The 22,659-nt window shown below is 61.3% G+C and carries 21 protein-coding genes; 12 read left to right on the top strand and 9 right to left on the bottom strand.

All coding sequences use genetic code 11. The features are described from left to right. Nucleotides 1-5 precede the first annotated feature (5 nt). Both DXT88_RS18555 and DXT88_RS18550 read right to left on the bottom strand, forming a co-directional pair. Nucleotides 6-1,391: a sensor histidine kinase gene (locus DXT88_RS18555; protein WP_265215527.1), complete on the bottom strand. Its 1,386-nt coding sequence runs from the start codon at nt 1,389-1,391 to the stop codon at nt 6-8. Next, nucleotides 1,381-2,055 carry a response regulator gene (locus DXT88_RS18550; RefSeq protein ID WP_116435133.1) on the bottom strand — a complete coding sequence of 225 codons (675 nt, stop codon included), beginning with the start codon at nt 2,053-2,055 and terminating at the stop codon, nt 1,381-1,383. The genes DXT88_RS18555 and DXT88_RS18550 overlap by 11 nt, the downstream gene beginning before the upstream one ends. 172 nt (nt 2,056-2,227) lie before the next feature. Between DXT88_RS18550 and DXT88_RS18545 the strand changes: the two genes are divergently transcribed. The 5 genes from DXT88_RS18545 to mdtD all read left to right on the top strand — a co-directional run bounded on the left by DXT88_RS18545 (nt 2,228) and on the right by mdtD (nt 7,623). Then, a complete protein-coding gene (locus tag DXT88_RS18545) occupies nt 2,228-3,265 on the top strand; it encodes an ABC transporter substrate-binding protein (RefSeq protein WP_265215526.1) in 1,038 nt (345 codons plus the stop codon). Between the two features lie 32 nt (nt 3,266-3,297). Continuing rightward, nucleotides 3,298-4,311, top strand: coding sequence for an ABC transporter substrate-binding protein (locus tag DXT88_RS18540; protein ID WP_265215525.1), 1,014 nt, complete (start codon nt 3,298-3,300; stop codon nt 4,309-4,311). A gap of 151 nt (nt 4,312-4,462) precedes the next feature. Beyond that, entirely contained in the window at nt 4,463-5,284 is an 822-nt protein-coding gene (locus DXT88_RS18535; protein WP_016833282.1) for an ABC transporter ATP-binding protein, read from the top strand. A gap of 76 nt (nt 5,285-5,360) precedes the next feature. Beyond that, nucleotides 5,361-6,215: an ABC transporter permease gene (locus DXT88_RS18530; RefSeq protein WP_265215524.1), complete on the top strand. Its 855-nt coding sequence runs from the start codon at nt 5,361-5,363 to the stop codon at nt 6,213-6,215. A gap of 40 nt (nt 6,216-6,255) precedes the next feature. Beyond that, nucleotides 6,256-7,623 (top strand): multidrug transporter subunit MdtD, encoded by a 1,368-nt coding sequence (gene mdtD / locus DXT88_RS18525; protein WP_265215523.1) that lies wholly within the window; start codon nt 6,256-6,258, stop codon nt 7,621-7,623. 21 nt (nt 7,624-7,644) lie between these two features. On the opposite strand, the gene DXT88_RS18520 is transcribed toward mdtD, so the two are convergent. Together DXT88_RS18520 and DXT88_RS18515 are read right to left on the bottom strand one after the other, a co-directional pair. Continuing rightward, on the bottom strand, nt 7,645-8,331 hold the full coding sequence (locus DXT88_RS18520) for a Fe2+-dependent dioxygenase (protein ID WP_265215522.1): 687 nt from the start codon (nt 8,329-8,331) through the stop codon (nt 7,645-7,647). Between the two features lie 38 nt (nt 8,332-8,369). Continuing rightward, the gene (locus DXT88_RS18515; RefSeq protein WP_265215521.1) at nt 8,370-10,604 is read right to left on the bottom strand and encodes a TonB-dependent receptor; all 2,235 of its coding nucleotides are present in this window, start codon (nt 10,602-10,604) and stop codon (nt 8,370-8,372) included. A gap of 342 nt (nt 10,605-10,946) precedes the next feature. Between DXT88_RS18515 and DXT88_RS18510 the strand changes: the two genes are divergently transcribed. The 5 genes from DXT88_RS18510 (at nt 10,947) to DXT88_RS18490 (ending at nt 14,565) form a co-directional block, all read left to right on the top strand. Continuing rightward, complete coding sequence (locus DXT88_RS18510; protein ID WP_016833287.1) at nt 10,947-11,615, top strand: response regulator transcription factor; 669 nt, start codon at nt 10,947-10,949, stop codon at nt 11,613-11,615. A 63-nt stretch (nt 11,616-11,678) separates the two neighbouring features. Beyond that, nucleotides 11,679-13,040, top strand: coding sequence for a sensor histidine kinase (locus DXT88_RS18505; protein WP_265215520.1), 1,362 nt, complete (start codon nt 11,679-11,681; stop codon nt 13,038-13,040). A gap of 82 nt (nt 13,041-13,122) precedes the next feature. Next, on the top strand, nt 13,123-13,341 hold the full coding sequence (locus DXT88_RS18500; RefSeq protein ID WP_029363222.1) for a hypothetical protein: 219 nt from the start codon (nt 13,123-13,125) through the stop codon (nt 13,339-13,341). After that, nucleotides 13,341-13,829 (top strand): SecDF P1 head subdomain-containing protein, encoded by a 489-nt coding sequence (locus tag DXT88_RS18495; protein WP_265215519.1) that lies wholly within the window; start codon nt 13,341-13,343, stop codon nt 13,827-13,829. The genes DXT88_RS18500 and DXT88_RS18495 overlap by 1 nt, the downstream gene beginning before the upstream one ends. A gap of 82 nt (nt 13,830-13,911) precedes the next feature. After that, complete coding sequence (locus tag DXT88_RS18490; RefSeq protein WP_016833290.1) at nt 13,912-14,565, top strand: DUF1345 domain-containing protein; 654 nt, start codon at nt 13,912-13,914, stop codon at nt 14,563-14,565. Between the two features lie 89 nt (nt 14,566-14,654). On the opposite strand, the gene mgtA is transcribed toward DXT88_RS18490, so the two are convergent. Then, entirely contained in the window at nt 14,655-17,417 is a 2,763-nt protein-coding gene (gene mgtA / locus DXT88_RS18485; RefSeq protein ID WP_265215518.1) for a magnesium-translocating P-type ATPase, read from the bottom strand. A 795-nt stretch (nt 17,418-18,212) separates the two neighbouring features. On the opposite strand from mgtA, the gene DXT88_RS18480 reads away from it, so the two are divergent. Continuing rightward, entirely contained in the window at nt 18,213-18,395 is a 183-nt protein-coding gene (locus tag DXT88_RS18480; RefSeq protein ID WP_016833292.1) for a hypothetical protein, read from the top strand. A 63-nt stretch (nt 18,396-18,458) separates the two neighbouring features. Here DXT88_RS18480 and DXT88_RS18475 read toward each other — a convergent pair whose 3' ends face one another. Then, complete coding sequence (locus DXT88_RS18475) at nt 18,459-18,698, bottom strand: hypothetical protein (RefSeq protein ID WP_265215517.1); 240 nt, start codon at nt 18,696-18,698, stop codon at nt 18,459-18,461. Here DXT88_RS18475 and dacB point away from each other — a divergent pair. Continuing rightward, entirely contained in the window at nt 18,697-20,130 is a 1,434-nt protein-coding gene (gene dacB, locus DXT88_RS18470) for a D-alanyl-D-alanine carboxypeptidase/D-alanyl-D-alanine endopeptidase (RefSeq protein ID WP_265215516.1), read from the top strand. The genes DXT88_RS18475 and dacB overlap by 2 nt on opposite strands. A gap of 43 nt (nt 20,131-20,173) precedes the next feature. Here the strand turns inward: dacB and DXT88_RS18465 are convergent, their stop codons facing one another. The 3 genes from DXT88_RS18465 to DXT88_RS18455 form a co-directional block, all read right to left on the bottom strand. Continuing rightward, a complete protein-coding gene (locus DXT88_RS18465; RefSeq protein WP_265215658.1) occupies nt 20,174-21,214 on the bottom strand; it encodes a GGDEF domain-containing response regulator in 1,041 nt (346 codons plus the stop codon). 99 nt (nt 21,215-21,313) lie between these two features. Beyond that, the gene (locus DXT88_RS18460; protein WP_265215515.1) at nt 21,314-21,814 is read right to left on the bottom strand and encodes a TPM domain-containing protein; all 501 of its coding nucleotides are present in this window, start codon (nt 21,812-21,814) and stop codon (nt 21,314-21,316) included. Beyond that, nucleotides 21,814-22,659, bottom strand: a complete 846-nt coding sequence (locus DXT88_RS18455; protein WP_265215514.1) for a TPM domain-containing protein — start codon at nt 22,657-22,659, stop codon at nt 21,814-21,816. The genes DXT88_RS18460 and DXT88_RS18455 overlap by 1 nt, the downstream gene beginning before the upstream one ends.

The raw sequence follows: 22,659 nt of genomic DNA, 5'->3' as shown, positions 1-22,659 counted from the left end.
ACGGATCAAGGCTGTGCATTCGCCGGCAACCTCACCGTCACCGTCAATCCCTTGCCGTCCCGGTCGGTCCCCAGCGTAATGGTCCCCTGCGCCGCCTGTACGATCTCCTTCACGATCGCCATGCCGAGCCCCGCGCCGTGCTGGTCCGGCGCGGCGTTCCGGTAGAAGCGTTCGAACACGCGTTCGCGCACTTCGGCGGGAATTCCTGGGCCATTGTCGGCCACGGTGATCACCACTTCCTTGTTGTCTTCCAGCGCCACGCCGACGGTGACCTTGCCGTGTTCCGGGGTGTAGCGCAGCGCGTTGTCGATCAGGTTCATCAGCATGCCCGAGAACAGCGCCTGGCTGCCCATGGCCCAGGCCTCGTCGACGGCGGTTTCCATCCCGAGGTCGATGTGCTTGCGCTGGGCCAGGCTGACCAGTTCTTCCAGCACCGTTGCCGCCAGTCCCACCAGCTCGATCGGCTGGCGCGGGAAGGCGGTGCTGTTCGACGCTTCCGCCTGCGATAGCTGCAGCAGCTTGTTGGTCAGGTCGGTCATGTTGCGGCTGCTGTCCTGCAGCGCCTGCAAGACTTGCGGCAGGCGCTGCGGATCGTTGAGCTGGCGCGCAAACTGGATCTGCGAATCGATCAGCGTCAGCGGCGTGCGCAACTGGTGCGCGGCGTCGGCGATGAAACGCTTCTGTACCGCGACCTGGGTGTTGAGGCGCTGGATGTACTGGTTGATGGCGACCACGATGGGACGCAATTCCACCTGCAGCTCGCCGGCGCGCAAGGGCGTGAGCGAGTTGGGTTCGCGCGTGGCGAGTTCATCCTTGACGCGCAGGATGGGGCGCAACTCGATCGTCAGTCCGACCACCACCAGCGCGATCGCCAGCAGCAGCATGATGATCTGGCGGTGCAGCGCGGGGCGCCACAATTCATCGAGAAGCTGCGCGTGGCCGCGCATGGTCTGGCCCACCGACACCGCGACCATGCGCAGCGTACCGTTGTCGTACAGCGCGCGCACATAGCTGACGACGCGCAGCGGCTGGTTGTTGAAATACGTGGTGGCGTAAGCCGGTGCGATCAGCGAAAAATCGACGTCAACCGGAAAGTCCGGACGCCCGGCCAGCAGCGTGTTGTCGTCCATCAGGACTTGGTAGTACACCTCATCATGGTCGGGCGAGGCGAACATTTCCAGCGCGGCCGGCGGGACGTTGACGACCGGGGCGCCGTCTTCCCACGTCACCTGGCCGGCCATCATGCGCGCCGAGGCCAGCAGCGCGCGATCCTGCACCAGGTCGGCGCTGGTGACCGCGCTGTCACGCGTGAAGCTGGCGCTGACGCCGACGTAGACGGTGAGCGGAATCAGCAGCCACAGCAGCAGCCGCAGACGCAGGCTAACTATCATCTTTTTGTTTGAGCAGGTAGCCGAGGCCGCGCAGCGTCATGATGGCGGCCTGCGAGGGTTCCAGTTTCTTGCGCAGGCGCGAGATGTAGATTTCGATGGCGTCGGCGCTGGGCTCATCGGACAAACTGAAGATGCCGTTCACCAGCGCATTCTTGGACACCGTCTTGCCCTGCTTGAGCATGAGGATTTCGAGCACGTCGTGTTCGCGTGCGGGCAACGCCAGTGTCTTGCCGGCGATGGCGAACTGGCGCGTATTGCTGTCGTAGCTGAGGTCGCCGCAATGGATTTCGGCGGCCTTGTCCGGCGTCTGGCGACGGATCAGCACCTTGATGCGGGCGACCAGCTCGCGGACTTCAAAGGGTTTGACCAGGTAGTCGTCGGCGCCCGCGCCCAGGCATTCGACCTTCTCGTCGATGGAACCGCTGGCGGTCAGGATCATCACCGGCACCGCATTGTGGCGTTCGCGCAGGCGGCGCAGCACGTTCTTGCCGTGCATCTTGGGCAGCATCAGGTCGAGCAGCACGACGTCGTAGTTTTCCGTATGCAGCACGTGATCGGCCATCTCGCCGTCACTGGCGACGTCGACACTGAACTTGTTCTCCCTGAGGATCTGCGTGAGCCAATGCGCCAGCGGCGGGTTGTCTTCGATCAGCAGCAATTTCATGCAAAAAACCCATATTTTTGTTGCGGTGCACAGAAGAAACACCGGATTTGGAAAGCTGGATGAAGGTTTCCGGTTCTTAGAATAGCGACCACTATATTAATAAGAACTTGAGCGAACTGCTTGCATCCCCATACCGTGCAGCAGTCTTCCATCTCATTCAGGAGGCATCATAATGCGTCAACGCTTCAATGTGTGTGCTTATGTCATCGGCACCGTGTTTTCCACCGCGCTGATCGGCGCGGCCGTACTAACAGTTGCAGCTCCCGCAGCCCAGGCTGCCGACAACAAGATCACCATCATGGTCGGCGGCATCAACAAACTGATCTACCTGCCGCCCAAGCTGGCGGAAAACCTCGGTTATTTCAAGGATGAAGGCCTCGACGTCGAGCTGCAGTCGCAGCAGGCCGGCGTGGATGCCGAGAATGAACTGCTGGCCGGCGCCGTCCAGGCCGTGGTCGGCTACTACGATCACTCCATCGACCTGCAAAGCAAGGGCAAGGAAGTCCTGTCGATCACCCAGTTGCTGGTGGTGCCGGGCGGCATGGAGATGGTGCGCAGCGACCTGGCCACGCAAGTGCGCAGCATGGCCGACCTCAAGGGCCGTACGCTGGGCGTGACCGGTCTCGGTTCTTCGTCCAGTTTCCTGGCGCAATACCTGGCCAGCCGCAACGGCCTCAAGACCAGCGACTATTCGATGCTGCCGGTCGGCGCCGGCAATACGCTGATCGCGGCACTCAAGCAGAAGCGCGTTGACGTTGTCTGGACCACCGAGCCGACCACCTCGATGCTGCTGGCCAGCGGCGAAGCCAAGGTGCTGGTCGACATGAACAGCGCCGCCGGCACACGCGCCGCGCTGGGCGGTCTGTATCCGGCTTCGGCGGTGTATGTGCAGGGCGCCTGGCTGAAGACGCACAAGCCCGAGGCCGCCAAGCTGGCGCGCGCATTTGTCCGTACACTGCAATACATCCAGACCCATAGCGCGGAAGAAATCGCCGCCAAGATGCCGGCCGACTACTACGGCGGCAACAAGGCGCTGTATGTGCAGGCCCTGAAGGCCTCGCTGCCGATGTACTCGCCGGACGGCAAGATGCCGGCCGAAGGTCCGGAAGTGGTGCTGAAGGTGATGGCAGGGTTCAACCCCAACATCAAGGGCAAGAAGATTGACCTGTCCAGGACCTACACCAACGAATTCGTCAATCAGGTGAAATAAGAACTTCACAACTACAACATTCAGGAGACTCCATGAACAAGAATATTCGTCGCACGCTGATTTCGCTGGCCGTTGCCGGCGCCACCATGATGGCCTTGCCCGGCACCGCATCCGCCGCAGGCAAGATCACCATCATGGTCGGCGGCATCACCAAGATGGTTTACCTGCCGGCCAAGCTGGCCGAACAACTGGGCTACTTCAAGGAAGAAGGCCTGGAGGTCGAGCTGCAATCGCAACCGGCCGGCGTCGATGCGGAAAACGAGTTGCTGGCCGGCGCGGTGCAGGCGGTGGTCGGATTCTATGACCACTCCATCGACCTGCAAAGCAAGGGCAAGGAAATCACTGCCATCGTGATCTTCGGCCAGGTGCCGGGCGAAGTGGAGCTGGTCTCGACCAAGGCTTCCGCCACGATCAAGAACATGGGCGACGTCAAGGGCAAGACACTGGGCGTGACCGGCCTGGGTTCGTCAACCAATTTCCTGACGCAATACCTGGCGTCGCGCTACAACATCAGCTCCAAGGAATACTCGGTGCTGCCGGTCGGCGCCGACAATACCTTCATCGCCGCCATGAAGCAAGGCCGCATCGACGCCGGCATGACCACCGAACCGACCGTGTCGCAGATGCTCAAGACCGGCGAAGCCAAGGTGCTGGTCGACATGCGCTCGGTGGAAGGCACAGTGAAGGCGCTGGGCGGCCTGTATCCGGCATCCAGCCTGTACGTGCAGCGCAACTGGCTGAACGGCCACAAGGATGACGCCGCCAAGCTGGCGCGCGCCTTCGTGAAGACGCTCAAGTTCATCAAGACCCACAGCGCCGCCGAGATCGCCGACAAGATGCCGAAGGACTACTACGGCAACAACAAGCCGCTGTACATTCAGGCGCTGGAAAACTCGCTGCCGATGTATTCGGCCGACGGCAAGATGCCGGCCGGCGGTCCTGAAACCGTGCTGTCGGTGCTGGCCGGGTTCAACCCGAACGTCAAGGGCAAGCACATCGATCTGTCCAAGACCTACACCAATGAGTTTGTGAACCTGGTCAAGTAAGACCGGTTCATGGTTCGCCCGTTTTCATCAGTTGGGCGAGCCTGTTTCAACCAAGCGCGAACAGCAGACACCTGACGCGGGCGTTCTCCGGAATGCCCGCGGCGGGACGCTTCGCGGCCAGCAATCCAAAAAAACAGACGAGAGAGTCTCCATGAATCAAACCGCCACCGCTTCTGCAAAAACGGCCAACAAGCTCGATACGCCGGCCATCGAACTGGACAACGTGTCGTGCCGCTTCATCACCGCCGACGGCAATGTCACCGTCGCCTTGCGCGATTTTTCCATGAGCGTCGCGCGCGGCGAGTTCGTCGCCGTGGTCGGCCCCACCGGCTGCGGCAAGTCGACCACGCTGAGCCTGATCACCGGACTGCTTAAACCGACCATCGGCGAAGTGCGGGTGATGGGCGAGCCGGTCAACGGCATCGATCCGCGCATCGGCTTCGTGTTCCAGAACGATGCCGTGTTCCCGTGGCGCAGCGTGCGCGACAACGTCGCCGCCGGCCCGCTGTTCCGCGGCAAGCCGAAGGACCAGGCCTATGAACTGGCCAACGAATGGATTCGTCGCGTCGGCCTCGACAAGTTCGGCGACCACTATCCGCATCAGTTGTCGGGCGGCATGCGCAAGCGCGTGGCGCTGGCCCAGACTTTCATCAACAGCCCTGAAATCCTGCTGATGGACGAGCCGTTCAGCGCGCTCGACATGCAGACCCGCACGCTGATGCAGGACGAGTTGCTGCAATTGTGGTCGGCGCATTCCGGCTCGGTGGTGTTCGTTACCCATGACCTGGAAGAAGCGATCGCGTTGGCCGACAAGGTGTATGTGCTGACCGCGCGTCCGGCGACCTTGAAGAGCACTTACCAGATCGACCTGCCGCGTCCGCGCGTGATGGAAGAAGTGCGCTACGAGCAGCGCTTCATCGACATTTCCAGAAAGATCTGGTCGGATTTGCGCGAAGAAGTGCAGATCAAGTAAGCCAAGTAAACGCTTTCTACAGAAACAGCTTCTGCTCCGTACACCACACACACCAACGACAAGACAGGTGAGCAACATGACACAAGTAAATACAAGCCGCGCCATGAGCCCGGAAGCGATCGCCCAAGTCGAGCGCGAAGCGCAACGCAAGATCAAACAACGCTACTGGCTGGTGATTTCACTGCGGCTGGCGATTCTGGTCATCATCCTCGGCGGCTGGGAATTGTCCGCCACGATGCAATGGATCGATCCTTTCTTCTTTTCGCAGCCGTCGCTGATCGTGATCCAGATCTATGACTGGATCATGGAAGGAACCTCGCAAGGCCCGTTGTGGGTGCAGGTCATGGTCACGCTGGAAGAAACCGTGCTGGGCTTCCTGATCGGTTCCGTCGCGGGCATCATTGCCGGCATCGCGCTCGGCCGCAACAAGCTGATGTCGGACGTGTTCAGCCTGTACATCCAGATCGCCAACTCGATCCCACGCGTGGTGCTGGGTTCCATCTTCGTCATTGCGCTGGGCCTGGGCATGGCGTCCAAGGTGGCGCTGGCGGTGGTGATGGTGTTCTTCGTGGTGTTCGGCAATGCCTTCCAGGGCGTGCGTGAAGCCGACCGCTACATGATCGCCAACGCGCAGATCCTCGGCGCCTCGCGTCGGCAGGTGACGACCGCCGTAGTGATTCCATCGGCGCTGAGCTGGATCCTGGCGAGCTTGCACGTGAGCTTCGGCTTCGCGCTGGTCGGCGCGGTGGTGGGCGAGTTCCTCGGCTCCAAGCAAGGCATCGGCCTGCTGATCTCGACAGCCCAGGGCGCCTTCAACGCCAGCGGCGTGTTCGCGGCGATGATCGTGCTGGCGGTGGTGGCCTTGCTGGCGGATTACCTGCTGACATCGCTGGAGAAACGCCTGCTGAAATGGCGTCCGGCGGCATTCTGATCTTGTTGCCAACTCACAAGGGACGATAGAATCTTCTTCCATGTCCCTTAACTCTTCCCGTTCTCAAAAAGCCCTGTTGTGGATCGTTGCATCGGGCTTTTTCATGCAGACGCTGGACACCACCATCGTCAATACCGCCTTGCCTTCCATGGCCGCCAGTCTCGGCGAGCCGGTGCTGGCGATGCACCCGGTGGTGGTGTCTTATACGCTGGCAATGGCGTCGCTGACGCCGGCATCCGGTTGGCTGGCCGACCGTTTCGGCACACGCCGCGTCTACTTCCTCGCGATTCTCATTTTTGTACTCGGCTCGCTGCTGTGCGCCAATGCGCACTCGCTGTCGCAACTGTTGCTGGCGCGCGTGGTGCAGGGCGTGGGCGGCTCCATGCTGCTGCCGATCGGCCGCCTTGCGGTACTGCGCAGCGTGCCGGGAGCGCAGTACATTTCGGCGCTGGCTTTCATTTCGATTGCCGGGCAGCTCGGACCGGTAGTCGGTCCGGTGACGGGCAGCTGGCTGTCGCAGACCATCGGCTGGCACTGGATTTTCCTCATCAATGTACCGGTCGGCGTGATCGGCATGTTCGCAGTGCATCGCTTCCTGCCTGCCGAAGAAATCGTTTCGCCGCCGCGCTTCGACATGCTCGGCTGCGCGTTGCTGTCGACCTGCATGGTGGCGTTCTCGCTGGCGCTGGATGTGCCGATGGAAGAACATCGCGCCTGGTGGAGCGCCGGCTTGTTCGGGATTTCGGTGCTGACGGTATGGTGGTATGTCGTCCATGCGCGGCGCGACGAGCAGCCGCTGTTCCGGCTCGGGCTGTTCAATGAACCCAATTTCAGTGTCGGCCTGATCGGCAACCTGATCTGCCGCATCGGCTCGTCGGCGGTGCCGTTCCTGTTGCCGCTGCTGTTGCAGGTCAAGCTCGGATTTTCACCATTGCATGCCGGCCTGGTGCTGTTGCCCGCGGCGGTGGCCGGCACCATTGCCAAGCCGTGGATCGCGCCGCTGGTGCGTCGCTACGGCTATGAGAATTTCCTGCTGGTGAATACAGTGATGGTCGGTGCGGCGATTGTGTCGTTCGCATTGATCACGCCGGCCTGGCCGATCTGGATCGGCATTATGCAGCTGGCGGTCTTCGGCGTGTGCAACTCGATGCAGTTCGCGGCGATGAACAGCGTCACGCTTAAAGGGCTCAACAGCAAGGACGCCGGCAGCGGCAACAGCCTGTTTTCGATGGTGCAGATGCTGGCGCTGGGTCTGGGCGTGACGATTGCGGGCTCCATGCTGAGCGGGATCGACGGCGTGGCGTGGGCGAGGGACTGGAGCTTTACGCTGACCTTCGTCTGCGTCGGTGTGGTGACCTTGTTGTCGGCGCTGGTGTTTCGCCGGATGGATGCGCGTTACTTCAATTGATCGTCACGTGCGATCACCTGCTCAGGTATCGCTCCATTGACGCAGCAGGTTGTGATAACAGCCGACCAGCGTGCGCCGCGCAACTTCATCGGCGCCGGTCTGGTTGAGCGTCTGGATGGCGTTGTCCATGTCGAACAGCATGCTGCGCTGGCCGTCGTCGCGCACCAGGCTTTGCACCCAGAAGAAACACGCCGTGCGCACGCCGCGCGTCACCGGCGTGACCTGATGCAGGCTGGTGGCGGGATAAATCAGCACATCTCCGGCTTCCAGCCTGGCTGAATGCACGCCGTAGGTATCGTGGATCTGCAATTCGCCGCCGTCATAAGTCGACGGATCGGACAGGAACAAGGTCGCGGAAACATCGGTGCGCAGCTTGCGCCCGGTATGCGGATCGATCCGCACGCTGCCGTCCACATGCGCGCCGAAGGTCATGCCTTCACTGTAACGATTGAACATCGGCGGATAGACCGTGTTCGGCAAGGCGGCGCTGATGAAACGCGGGTTGCGCTCCAATGCCGACAGGATGATGTGCTGGCACTGCGCGGCGACTTCCGAACGCTCGTCGATTTGCTGGTTGTGCTTGACCGGCGCGCCTTGATAGCCGGCGGTCGCACGACCATCGACCCATGCCGGACCGGCCTGTTCCAGCAGCTGACGCACGGTGTTGAGTTGTTGCGCGTCGAGCAGCTTGGGAATGGCGATCAGCATGGGGGGATTTCTTTCACTTGCTTCAGATTGGCTTCAGATTACATACGATAGTTGACCGAGATCATGCCGGTGCGACCGGTGCCGGGCACCGAGCGTCCGCCGTCGGACTGGATCAGCGCATCGTAATACATTTTGTTCGTCAGGTTGAGGATGTTCAGACGAATGTCGTAGTCTTTTTGGAGATACGCCAGTGTCGTATCCCAGCGCACATAACCGCCGACCTGCACCGTATTGGTCGGATTGGCGTAGCGTTGCGACATGTACGTCGCGCCGCCGCCGAGTTGCCAATGCGGCACGATGTCATACGTTGTCCAGGTGGTCAGCGTGTGCTTTGGGGTGTTGGTCGGGATCTTGCCGACCGCGGTGTCGCCCGCTGCGCCGCTCAGGACCTGCGCATCCAGGTAGGTATAGCCGGCCGCGACCTGCCATTGCTTGTTGATGCGGCCTGTTGCCCCGGCGCGTGCGCCCTTGACGCGCACGTCGCCTGACAGCGCATACACGCCCGCAGAAATCAGGCTGCGCGCATTTTGCTTGTCGATCTGGAACACGGCTGCGTTGAGCGACAGGTTTTCCGCCCAATCCCATTTTCCGCCCACTTCATACGATTTGTTTTTTTCCGGATCGAGGTTGGTCTGGCCGACGGTGCCGGTCAGCTGTTCCAGCGAAGGATTGAACGAGGTGCCGTAGGACAGGTAATACGCCTGTGCGGCGGTCGGTTGCCAGATGGCGCCGGCGCGCACGCTCAGGAAGTTGACGCTCTGATTGGCATAGGCGAGGGCGGTGTTCTTGGCTGCTGCCGGCATGTTGCCGGAGTTGAGCGAGTTGCTGATCTGCGCGACAAACTTGTCATAGCGCAAGCCGCCCACCAGCTTGACTTGCGGGGTCAGTTCCAGCGTATCGCCGACATAGGTGGCGATGGTGTTGGAGCTGCCGCCCTGATGGTTGCCGATGCTGCTGGTGACGCCGGTACCCGCCGCGCTATAGGTCGGATTGACCAGGGGAATACAGTCGGCGAAACCCGAAGTCGGAGTCGCCGCGCCGGTCAATGCGACACCGTTGCAAGTGCCGTTGCGATAGTAGTTTTGCACGTCGTACCCATCGTGACCCACTTCCAGACCGACCAGCGCATCGTGCTTGAAGCCCAGGAAGGTGCCTTTGCCCGACAACTCCGTCTGGTTGAAGATCGAGTAATCGCGAATCGTGCGATCGTGGCTCTGTGCTTGCACGAACAGGCTGGACAGCGGCAGGGCGCTGGCACCGCCCGTCAAGGCCGTGTAACCGCCGGCGCCGACGGTGCCGATGCCTTGCGGCGCAGTTTCCACGGCGTTGGTGCGCACGTAATTGAACTGCGTCTGGTTGCGCAGCGTCACGTCCGGGGTGATCTTGTGCTTGATGCCGGCGTTCAGCGAGACCACGTCCTGGTCGGTGCGGTCGGAGTTGAGGCCGTAGGCGGTGTCGCGGTCGACGTTGACCGGATGGCCGTTCAGCGCCGGCAGGCCGTAGTCGGGTTGATCATGGTTGTGCTGGATCAGCGTCGAGAGGGTGATTTCCGTCGCGGTGCCGATGCCGGTCACGTAGGAAGCTGCCAGGCCGAAGTCCTGCACGTTGGTCTGGTTGCGCGTGGTGGCCGCACCGTCTTGCGCCATCACGGAGACGCGCACGGCGGATGTCTCGGACAGCGGATGATTGTAGTCGGCGGTGGTGCGCACCAGGCCGTTGGTGGTCACGGACGCGGAGACCTCGGTCGATTGCTTCAGGTTGGCCTTCTTGGTGACCTGGTTGATGATGCCGCCGGTCGAACCGCGACCGAACAGCATGGACGACGGTCCCATCAGGACTTCGATCTCTTCCATCGCGAAGGTGTCGCGGAAATACTGGCCGCGGTCACGGAAGCCGTCCAGATAGATATCGGTGCGCGCCGAGAAGCCGTTCAGGTTGATGTTGTTGCCGATCTGACCACCTTCGGCGCCGCCCAGCGTAATGCCGGCGACGTTGCGCAGCGCATCCGACAGCGACGTCGCACCTTGCGATTGCAGCAACGCTTTGTTGACCACCACCACCGATTGCGGCACATCGTGCAGGTCGGCCGGAAGTTTGGTCAACGCGGTTGTCGTGGTGTTGAAATCATCGCGCTTGCCTTCGACGACGACTTCCTTGAGCGATGACGAGGGGGCGGGAGCAGTAGCAGGGGCGGAAGTTTGTTGCGCATGCACGGCGAGGGGGGCGGCAAACACGGCGACAAGTGCTGCGGCGATCGGCGTAAGACGGTTCATTTTTGGCGTTTTCAGTCTGGGTTGGTTCGCATGAAATTCGGCTGGCAATGAAGGCGGAGGCCGTCTGGCTGGCTGGATGCAGGTGGAAGGAATTGATTTCGATTCTCATTCCAATTGCTTGTGCGCTAGACTAAAGCGGTGTGCTGTCGCTGTGCTGACGATATGCTGACGGTATGCTGACTGTGGTTAAAATAAAACGCCGATCCCTCTCAAAGTCGCTTTCCGGCGGTATTGCCGGCGCTACAATACGTCTCTTGCGGCGCTGAATCGTTTTGAATTGCGCTGTCCGATGCGCTCGTGATTGCCCCTGCGCAACTTGAATTTCTCATCTGGTCCCGAAATATGAACGTTCTGCTGGTGGAAGACGATCTGGTGCTGGCCGACGGCCTGTCGCGCATGCTCAAATCGCATGGACTGAGTGTCAACACGGTCAACAACGGCACCGATGCCGACGCGTTGCTGCAGCGTTACACCGCGACCGTGCTGGTGCTCGACATCGGCTTGCCCGGCCTCGACGGTTTTGAAGTGGTGCGTCGCCTGCGCGCACGCGGCAGCAACATGCCGGTGCTGTTGCTGACCGCGCGCGACACCATTCCCGATCGCGTGCACGGCCTTGAATTGGGCGCCGACGATTACCTCGTCAAGCCGTTCGCGACGCCGGAACTGGTGGCGCGCATCAAGGCATTGATCCGTCGCAGCAGCCCGCAGCCGACGCAACTGACCATCGGCGGCCTGTCGCTCGATACGTCTTCCAAGCGCGCCACCATCGACGGCAAGAAAGTCGATTTCTCGGTGCGCGAATGGACCGTGCTGGAGTACCTCATGCAGCAAGCCTCACGCGTGGTGTCCAAGCAGCAGATCATTGACGCCGTGTTGCCGTGGGGCGAAGACGTCACGCTCAATGCGGTCGAAGTCTACGTCTCGCGCATCCGCACCAAGACCGCCGGCTCGGGTGTCGCCATCCGCACCATCCGCGGCTTCGGCTACATGCTGGAAAAGAGCGAAGCCTGAGGCATGCGCAGACAAGTCGGCACGTCTTTTTCCTGCCGCACCCGCTGAGGGCCTGAGATCGTCATGCGCCCCAGCATCAAAATCAATCTTCTCAAATGGCTGATCGCGCCGCTGCTCGCGGTCAACCTGATCGGCGCCGGTCTGACTTACTGGCTGGCATGGCTGCCGGCACAGGACGCGTTCGACCAGAGCATCACCGACGCCGCCTGGGCGCTGACGTCGCAGATCAAGCGCGTGCGCGGCAAGACGTCGCTGGAACTGACCAAGCAGGCCGAGCAGATGCTGCGCTCGGATCATTTCGACACCATGTACTTCGTCGTGCGCGACTCCAACGGCGAGACCCTGGCCGGCGATCACAACTTCCCGCCGGTCAACCATGTAACCGCGCCCAATGAACCGGTCACTTACGACGGCGTGATGAACGGCGAACAGGTGCGCATCGCCGTGCTGTATGTCAGCATCGAACGCACGCCGATCTACATCGGCATCGCCGAGACCTTCCGCAAGCGCAACCAGACCCACTACGTGATCCTGATTTCGCTGTTGCTGCTGGACGGCGCGCTGACCTTCTTCTCGATCGCCATCGTGATGATCGCGGTCAACAAAGGCCTGAGTCCGCTGCGTGAATTGCGCCAGAACCTCGACCAGCGCAATCACGACAACCTCACGCCGATCGAATTCAAGGAGACCGCCGAAGAGTTGTCGCCGGTGATCGGTGCGATCAACAGCCTGCTGGAAAACATCCGCAAGGGCGCCAGCGCGCAGCAGAATTTCCTGGCCAATGTCGCGCACCAGATCCGCACGCCGTTGACCGGCTTGCGCCTGCAGTTGGAGTGGTTGCACCAGCGTCACGCCGACGAACCTGAAACGGCGCATTCCACCGAACTGATGACCTCGTCGGTCGAGCGCATGGTGCGTCAGAGCAATCAGTTGCTGGCGCTGGCGCGCGCCGAGCCAAGCCGTTTCAAGCCGACCCATCTGGAAGACCTGCTGCTCGACAAGCTGGTGGAAGAATCGGTGCAGCATTTCATCGAACAGGCCGACAAGAAACAGATCGACCTCGGCTTCGACCTGCAACCGGCGCGCATGAAGGGCGATCGTTTCATGTTGCGCGACCTGATCGACAATCTGGTCGACAACGCGGTGCGTTATTCGCCGCCGCAAAGCACCGTGACGGTAAGTTGCCGCGAGCAGGAAGACGCCACCCTGCTGACGGTGGAGGATTCCGGTCCCGGCATCGCGCCGGAACATCGCGAACTGATTTTCGACCGTTTCTATCGCGTCAACGACAAGATCGCCGGCAGCGGACTGGGCCTGGCCATCGTGCGCGACATCGCCAAGGACCACGGCGGCGAAATCACGCTGACCTCGGGCGAGGCCAATTGCGGGACCATCTTCACGGTTCGTTTCCCGCGCCAGGACTGAGTTTGCGCTGAACTTGAAAATTGCTCCGAACCTGTTCGGCATGCCTCTGTCCAATCCTTTATCGCCATTGATGGAGGTATCCATGACAGAGCAAGTCCTACAGAGCGGCACCCACATCGCCCGTTTCGACGCAGTCAAGAAAGACGAGGACGTGTTCGAAGCGCAAGTCTTCGTGCGCCTCACGCGTGAGCCGGAAGTCGCCGAGACCTACATCCCCGCGGGCTTGTTCGGCTCCATGCAGGAAGCGCTGGAGAACGCCAAACAGCGCGCCGAGCGTGCGCTCAAGGAGAATGAGTTCTGATGCGGATTGCAGCTTCTTTTCCTTCTTTTAAACGCATTCTTGCGGTCCTGATTCTGAGCACCGCCCTGACCGCCTGCGCCACCGGCCATTCACAATCGCAATCCGGTACTCGCTTCGAAATTCACGCCGCCAGCCTGGTCGCCAGCCCGGATTGGCAAAAAGCCAACCTGCTCGACGATCCCGGCACCACGGTCTATGTGGCGCCGGAAGTCTTGTTGGACAATTCCGATGTCGCCCTGGCCAATGCCAAGAAAGACCTCGGCGGCCAGGCGCTGATCGTGATCCAGATGACGCCGGCCGGCGCGATCCGGATGGGCATGGCCTCGCGCGTGCTTCTGCGACAACGCATGGCGGTGATGATCAACGGTGAAGTGATGACCGCGCCGGTGGTGTCGGCGCCGCTGTCGGGCAATCGCTTTGCGATCACCGGCTTCAGCTCGTTGGAGGAAGCGCAGGAAATTGCCCTCGGCATCGCGCCGAAGAAGTAAGGCAACAAGACGCATCCGACCGGCTGCATGATAAGGTTGCGGCAATTCAACTGCTGCCGGGTCATGCGACCCGCCCATACCCATGTCAGTCGCCCGTCATATCGTCCAGGTCCATCCGCGTTTGCTCATCGCCGTCGCCGTCGGCGCAGCGGGGTATTTATTGTGCGCGGACGGCGCACTCATCACGCGCTTGCTGACGGGTTGGAACGCGGGCGTGGCCTGCTACCTGCTGACGATCTGGGTGATGATGTTTCGCTCCAGGGCGGCCGACACCAGACGTCTCGCCGAAAAGGAAGATGAAAGCGCGCAACTGGTGCTGGCCACCGTCTGCGTAGCCGCCATCGCCAGCCTGGCAGCCATCGTCATCGAACTGGCCGATGCTTCCCATCTGGAGAGCGGCCAAAAACTGCTGCACTATGCGTTCACCGGCGGCACCGTACTGGGCTCCTGGTTCCTGATCGGCACGGTCTTCACCTTGCACTACGCGCGCTTGTTTTATGCGCAGGACGATGATGCGGAGCCGCCGCTACGCTTTGCCGATGGCGAGAAGAATCCGGATTACTGGGACTTCCTGTATTTCGCGTTCACCATCAGCGTCGCGGTGCAGACCTCGGACGTCGCCGTCGGCACGCGCGCCTTGCGCAAGACCGTGCTGGCGCATTCAGTGATCGGCTTCCTGTTCAACGCGGCGATTCTGGGTTTGTCGATCAATATCGCGGCGAGTCTGGTGGGTTGATTCATCGCGTCCTCAGCACGCAATAAAAAACGGGATGCGTTTGCGCGCATCCCGTTTTTTTACGTCACGACGTTGACTTCATCCTCGCGTTATTGCCAGCCATAGCGGCGGGTGTACCACTTCTTCATCAGCTGGATCAGCGCGGCGTAAGCGATCAGGATCGCCAGCAGCCACGGGAAGTAGCTCAGCGGCAGCGCCTGCAGCTTGAAGTAGCTGGCCAGCGGCGACATTGGCAGGATGATGCCGATGGCCATGATGACCAGCGTCATGCCCATCAGCGGCCACGAAGCGCGGCTCTGGAAGAACGGAATGCGCTTGGTGCGGATCATGTGGACGATCAGCGTCTGCGACAGCAAGCCTTCGATGAACCAGCCCGACTGGAACAGGGTTTGGTGATCCGGCGAGTTGGCGCCGAACACGAACCACATCAAGGCAAACGTGCTGATGTCGAAGATCGAGCTGATCGGACCGAAGAACACCATGAAGCGGCCGATTTCCCCCGGATTCCAACGCTGCGGTTTTTCCAGGAATTCCTTGTCGACGTTGTCGAACGGGATGGAAATCTGCGACACGTCGTACAGAAGGTTCTGCACCAGCAAATGCAAAGGCAGCATCGGCAGGAAGGGCAGGAAGGCGCTCGCCACCAGCACCGAGAAGACATTGCCGAAGTTGGAGCTGGCTGTCATCTTGATGTACTTGAGCATGTTGGCGAAGGTCTTGCGGCCTTCCAGCACACCTTCTTCCAGCACCATCAGGCTCTTTTCCAGCAGGATCAGGTCGGCCGCTTCCTTGGCGATATCGACCGCGGTATCGACCGAGATGCCGATGTCGGCCGCGCGCAAGGCCGGCGCATCGTTGATGCCGTCGCCCATGAAACCGACCACGTGGCCCTTGTCGTGAAGTACGCGCACGATGCGTTCCTTGTGGGTCGGGCTGAGCTTGGCGAAGACGGTGGTTTTTTCCACGGCAACGGACAATTCCGCATCGGTCATCTTTTCCACGTGCGAACCGAGCAGCATGCCGTCGACTTCGAGGCCGACTTCGCGGCAGATCTTGGCGGTCACCAGTTCGTTGTCGCCGGTCAGGATCTTGACGGTCACGCCATGCGCGCGCAATGCCGCCAGTGCCGGTTCGGTCGACTCCTTCGGCGGATCGAGGAAGGCGATGTAGCCGATCAGCACCAGGTCCGATTCGTCGGCGACGCTGTAGGTTTCCTTGGTCGGCGGCAGGTCCTTGGCTGCCACCGCCACCACGCGCAGGCCTTCAGAGTTCAGGCTGGCGGTGGTCTTGCGAATCTCGGCCAGCAGTTCGGGCGTGAACGGCACGATCTCGCCGTTGTTGCGCGCGTGGGTGCAGATCGAGACGATTTCTTCCACCGCGCCTTTGCAGATCAGCTCATGGTGATCTTCGCGTTCGCTGACCACTACCGACATGCGGCGGCGCTGGAAGTCGAACGGGATTTCATCGACCTTGCGATAGGCCGAGGCAAGCGCCATTTCGCGTTGCAGTTCGGCGTGTTCCAGCACGGCGACATCGAGCAGGTTCTTCAGGCCCGTCTGATAATAGCTGTTGAGGTAAGCGTATTGCAGCACCTCGTCGTTCGGCTCGCCCAGGATGCCGGTGTGGCGCTCCAGGAAAATCTTGTCTTGCGTCAGCGTGCCGGTCTTGTCGGTGCACAGCACGTCCATGGCGCCGAAGTTCTGGATCGCATCGAGGCGCTTGACGATGACCTTCTTGCGCGACAGGGCAACGGCGCCCTTGGCCAGCGTCGAGGTGACGATCATCGGCAGCATTTCAGGCGTCAGGCCGACCGCGATGGACAGGCCGAACAGGAAGGCCTCGACCCAGTCTCCCTTGGTGAAGCCGTTGATGAAGAACACCACCGGCGTCATCACCAGCATGAAGCGGATCAGCAGCCAGCTGACCTTGTTGACGCCCGACTGGAACGCGGTCGGGGTGCGGTCGGTAGCGGTGACGCGCTCGGCCAGCGCGCCGAAGTAGGTGCGCTTGCCGGTGGTCAGCACCACGGCCGTGGCCGAGCCGCTGACGACGTTGGTGCCCATGAAGCACAGGTTGTCGAGCTCAAGCGGATTGCCGGCGTCGACGCCGCGATGCTCGGCGAATTTCTCGACCGGCAGCGATTCGCCGGTCATGGCGGCCTGGCTGACGAACAAGTCCTTGGCCGACAGCAGGCGCAGGTCGGCGGGGATCATGTCGCCGGCAGACAATTGCACGATGTCGCCCGGCACCAGCTTCTTGATCGGCAGCTCAATGCGCTTGGCGCCCTTGGGATGAAGGGTGACGTCGAAGTAGCGCTGGGCTTCTTCGGCGATGTCGGCGACGAGGTCGTGGCGGATCACGGTCGCGGTGTTGCTGACCATTTCCTTGAGCTTGTCGGCGGCGGTATTGGAACGCGACTCCTGCACGAAACGCATCAGCGTCGACACCACCACCATGGTGCCGATCACGATGGCGGCCTTCATGTCTTCGGTGTAGTAGGAGACGGCGGCCAGTACGGTCAACAGCAGGTTGAAGGGGTTCTTGTAGCAGTGCCACAGATGCACCCACCAGCTCAGCGGTTTTTCGTGTTCGACTTCATTGGGGCCGACTTCGGCGCGAATGGCGTCGGCTTCCTGCTCGGTCAGGCCGTCGGTGCGAGTGTGCAGTTTTTTCAGCAGCTCGGACAGTTCGGTCCGGGAGGCGCCCACCAGGTTTTGCGCCACGGTTTGCGGGACTTCCTTGGTGGTCGGCGAGCTGCGGAACATGTCCACGCCGAGGCGATGGAAGTGACGATCCATGCCGCGTGCACGTACGAAGTTTGCGAAGGTTTCTTTCAACAGATCCAGATTCATGATGAAGCTCTTTTTCTTTTTGCAGCGGTTTGCAGTTCGGACGGCGCGCATGCCAGGAGGACAGCAAGGCGCGAGTCCGGTTCATGCGGTCATCGGAGAGACGGATGAGGAAAGCGTCAGACTGTAACGAATCCTCCTGACATATCGATGACAGCAGGCGATCAGGTGCGAGATATATCGGGCATAAGGCCTCCGCAGGTCAGGTTTGCGAAGACCCTTTCATCGGTAATTGTTCCATTGACGGCATGCACACGGCGCCGGCGGCCAGGCCGGGCAATGGCAGGTCCGGCCGGCGCGCAGTGTGAACTGTGGCGCTGGCCGCGAGAGGCACCGGCAAATCAATGTGCATGTCATGGACGCGTATGGCCCCAAGCCATGCAGCATCCGGACATGGAACATGTGCCGTTGCGGGTCGGTCTGTAGCGTGCTGTGTTGTGCGGTGGAAAAGGCTGCGCCTGAAGCGGTGCATGCCTGATGCCGTCATCTGCTCCTGCAAGATGACGGCAGGGGAAGTCCTGCGTTATCTTGCCGAGGCGAACCGGGAAATTTCCCGGCAACAACTGTCACTCGAACAAGTGCCCATGAGAGGGACTCCATAAAAATAAGAACGGGCGGAGTCTACTCCCGCACCCGGGCATGGTCAAGTCCATTCAACAACACTTCCGGAAAAAGACGGCATCGCTGCAAGCTGCGCTGGATGTGCGCTGCAGGGCAGCAGCCTCGAAAACTTTCCTTGTTTTATGGGAACGGCGTCCTATACTCAAATCATAAAGAAAACAGGTAGGAGACAAAATCATGCCCAATATCGTCACGAACAATCTCATGTTCTTTTTGCCGATGGCATTTGCCGGACTGGTATTGTTCGGCGAGGTGCCCGTAGCGTCGAAATTTGTGAGAACGGTATTGCGAACGATCGGCGCCCTGGGTGGCGCCCTGATTGCGCTTTTGGTGCTGGAGGTTCTGCCAGTGCTAATTTAAACGAGCTTTCTTGCTCGTTCGCCGCGCAAGCGGCGGTGGCTGGAACGCCGGAGGGAGTCGACATCATTTGCATGTGTGCACTCCAGAAACTCGTCGGGCGTTCCACCTTTTTCCCGAAGCCGTTGCGTCATTCCCTAAGATGACGTAGCGGCTTTTTCTTGTGTCCCGCAGCAGAGAGGAGCCTTGCTTGCGTTTGCGGCAAATGTTGAATTCTTCGACAAATGCCGACAGATGCCGACGAGGGCCGACGAAGGTCACAAAGGGCGACATATAATGCCGGGTCCCTTCTTCCTCGTCGCTCATGCAGATCTCCAAAGAATTCCGAATCCTGGCGCTATGCGCTTTCGCCGCCTGCGGCATCGCCTCCGCACAACAGCTTGCGGCGCAAGAATTGCCGCCGGCCGTGACCGGCGCGCTCAAGCAGGCGAAGATCCCGGCGCGCAACGTCGGGGTGTTTGTCCAGGCCGTCGACGCAACGCGTCCGATGCTGGCCTTCAATGCGACGGCGCCGTTCAATCCGGCTTCGGTGATGAAGTTGGTGACCACCGATGCTGCGCTCGAATTGCTCGGTCCCGCCTTCAACTGGAAAACCCAGGCCTACATCGACGGCGTGCTCAACGACGGCGTGTTGCTGGGCGACCTGAGCATCAAGGGCAGCGGCGACCCCAAGCTGGTGATGGAAAACTTCTGGATGTTCCTGCGTCAGATACGCGCCAAAGGCATTCGCGACATCCGCGGCAACGTCGTGCTGGATCGCAGCGTGTTCGAAGAGAACGTGTACGACCCGGCGCAATTCGACGGCGATCCGCAGAAGCCTTATAACGTTGGCCCCGATGCCTTGCTGCTGAACTACAAGACGGTGGCGATCCGCTTCATGCCTGACGAAGCAAGCGGCCAGGTCAGTGTGACGATGGAGCCGCCGCTGTCGGGTTACACCGTCGCCGCGCCGCGCATGTCGAAAGAAGCGGTGTGCGGCGACTGGCAGGGCAAGTTGCAGGCCGATGTCGGCGTCGGCGCGGCGGTCTTCAACGGTGCGTTTCCGGCCGTTTGCGGAGAGAAGGTCTGGTACATCCATCCCTATCGCATGAGCGCCACGCAGTATTTCGGCGCGGTGTTGCGTCAGATGTGGAGCGAGCTGGGCGGCACCATTTCAGGCAAGGTCATGCCCGGCAATGTTGCCCCGGTGGCGCGGTTGCTGGCGGAGTGGCAGTCTCCCGCCGTGCCCGAGGTGATCCGCGACATCAACAAGTACAGCAACAACGTGATGGCGCGTCAGTTGCTGCTGACCATCGGCGCGCAAGCATCGCAGTCGCCCGGCAGCACTGCGCGCGGCGCCCAGGCGATTCGCGGCTGGCTGTCGACCAAGGGCATCGGCGCCGATGAGCTGGTGATCGAAAACGGCGCCGGCCTGTCGCGCAACGAACGCATCGCGCCCAACACCCTGGGGCAGGTGCTGGTGACGGCGTTTCATTCGCCGGTGATGCCCGAGTTCATCGCCTCGATGCCGCTGGTCGGCTACGACGGCACCATGCGCAAACGCTTGCGCGGCGAAAACGTGGCGGGGCAGGCGCACATCAAGACCGGTTCGCTCAACGATGTGCGCTCGATTGCCGGCTATGTGCAGGCGGCGTCAGGCAAGATGTATGTGGTGGTGTTCCTGATCAATCATCCGAATGCACCGTTCGGACAGGCGGCGCAGGATGCCTTGCTGCAATGGGTGTTTGAAAAAGGCTGAGCAAAAACTGAGCAAAAACTGAGATCGACCAAGGGCGCGTTGATTACTCCGCCGCCCTGACGCGGTTGCGGCCGCTTTGCTTGGCGTTGTAGAGGCAGTCGTCGACGCGTTTGATGAGACCGACAATGTCGCCGCCTTGCACCGGATACACGGTGGCGGCGCCGACGCTGACGGTGACGTGATCAACCGCCTTGGAGGTAGTGTGGGCAATGCCGAGCCCGGCGACTGCCAGGCAGATTCTTTCGGCCAGTTCCCTTGCACCGGCGGCATTCGTATCGGGCAGGATAACGGCGAACTCCTCGCCGCCGTAACGCGCTGCCAGATCGGCCGGGCGCGCGCCGCCGGCGGCGATGGCGGCGCCGACGCGGCGCAAAACATTATCGCCGGCGACATGTCCGTAGGTGTCGTTGTACAGCTTGAAGCAATCCACATCCATCAACAGCAGCGACAACGGTGTTTTGTCGCGTTGCGCGCGCAGCCATTCCTGTTTCATGTAGTCGTCGAAATAGCGCCGGTTGGCGATGCCGGTAAGGCCGTCGGTATGCGTCAGGCGCTTGAGTTCGGCATTGCTGGCTTCCAGCTGTCTCTGGCTTTCATGCAGGGCGGCGTAGGCGGCGTCGCGTTGCAGGAGGTTGATGTAGGAGCGCGAATGGTAGCGGATGCGCGCGACCAGTTCGATGGTGTCGTAGGACTTGACCACATAGTCGTTGGCGCCGGCCAGGAAGGCGTCTTTCTTGATCAGCGGTTCGTCGGTGCTGGACAGCACGATCACCGGCACGTTCGCCAGCAGCGTGCTGCTGCGGTACTGCCGCACCAGATCGAGGCCATCGGCGTCGGGCATGACCAGGTCTTGCAGGATGACGGTGGGACGGCAGGCCTCGGCCTTGGCCAGCGCGTCGGCGGCCTTGCCGCAAAAGTGGAAGTCGATGTCGGTTTCCGGACGCACGGCACTTCGGATTTTTTCCTGGACCACCAGTTGGTCGTCGATGAGCAGCACGCTGAAGCGGTATTCCTGCGTCGCGATGGTCGACTGTGGCGAAGGTGCCGAGGGCTGATGCGATTGTTCAGGACCGGATGTGCTCATCATTTCCCCCCATCGTTGTCGTTGTCGTTGTCGTTGAGTCGAGGCGCGAACCAGGTTTTTCCTGGATATTGTCCGGGCGGCGTCGGCCTCACAGGGCTATCAGAGCATCAGCGGCCGATTGGAAATCTCGTTCTTTTGATGCGACGTCTGGGGGAAATGCACGGTCAGCAAACCGTTCAGCTGCGCCAGCGCTTCCAGTACGCCGTCATGGTAAATCCCGTTGGCAAAGCTGCGGGTCATTGTACTGCAAACGGATTCCCAGTCAGCGCGCTTGAGGACGCGGCCGACTGTGCGGTCGGTGACGATTTCGACGCGATGATCGGCCAGGTTGAGGTAAATCAGCACGCCGCTGTTTTCTTCGGTGTCCCAGATGCGGTAGTGCGAAAACAGTTCATGGGCGCGGGCGCGCGAGGACTCGTTGCGAAGCACCGCGCCCAATGGCAGCGCTGCTTCGATCACCAGACGGACTTCAGCGCGGTGCTTCGCTTCACCGGCGCCGATGCAGGCCTGGATCGCTTGCAGCGTGGCCGGCGGGAAGCTGGCGCGCGCCGAGGCGCGGGTGTGGCGCAGGTGTCTGAGGAAGCGCTTGAATGTGTTCATTACCAGTCCCCCGAGGCGCCGCCGCCGTCAAATCCGCCGCCGCCACCCGAAAATCCGCCGCCGCCACTGCCGCCGCCAAAACCACCTCCACCTCCACCGCCGCCGAATCCTCCGCGTCCGCTGCTGCTGCGGGCGGCCTCGTTGAGAATGCTGCCGATGATGACGCCGGCGGCGTTGCCCCAGGTATTGCTGTTGAGGTTGTTGCGGCCGGCGGAGCGGCGTCGCACCAGCAGCAGCGCGGTGAAAAATACCGCCAGCATGATCACCAGCACCGCGACTTCAAGCCAGCCGGCGTCATCTTGGCCGGCGGCTTCTTTCTTTGCTGCCGGCAGGTTTTCGCGATCGAGCAGGCTGGTCAACGCCGAAACGCCCGCAGCGAGACCGCCGTAATAATCGTTCTGCCGGAAATGCGGGGCGATCACGTCTTCCAGGATGCGTTTCGACTGGGCGTCGGTCAGGCTGCCCTGAACGCCGCGGCCAGCTTCAATGCGCAGGCGCCGCAAGGCTTTGGGATTGTCCTTGGCGACGATCAGGATGACGCCGTCGTCAATGCCTTTGCGGCCCAGTTTCCAGGCGTCGGCGACGCGAATGCCATATTGCTCGATGGCTTCCGGCGCGGTGCTGGCGATCAGCAGCACGGCGATCTGGCTGCCGGTGCGGGTTTCGTAGTCGGTCAGAACCTGGTCCAGCGTACGCCGTTGCTGTTCGTCCAGCATGCCGGCCTGATCGGTCACGTGCGAAGTCAGCGCCGGGACGGCGACAAGATCCTGCGCGCCGGCGCCCCGGAAAGAGCCGGTCAGCAAGATGAACAGGCAGAACGCCAGCAGGCGAGGGAAGCGCTGCAT

The organism is Herbaspirillum lusitanum, from assembly GCF_026127345.1.
GTDB classification, from domain to species: Bacteria; Pseudomonadota; Gammaproteobacteria; order Burkholderiales; family Burkholderiaceae_D; genus Herbaspirillum; species Herbaspirillum lusitanum.
Note: the sequence above shows the minus strand (reverse complement) of the source record. Positions and strands in the feature narration are given on the sequence as shown.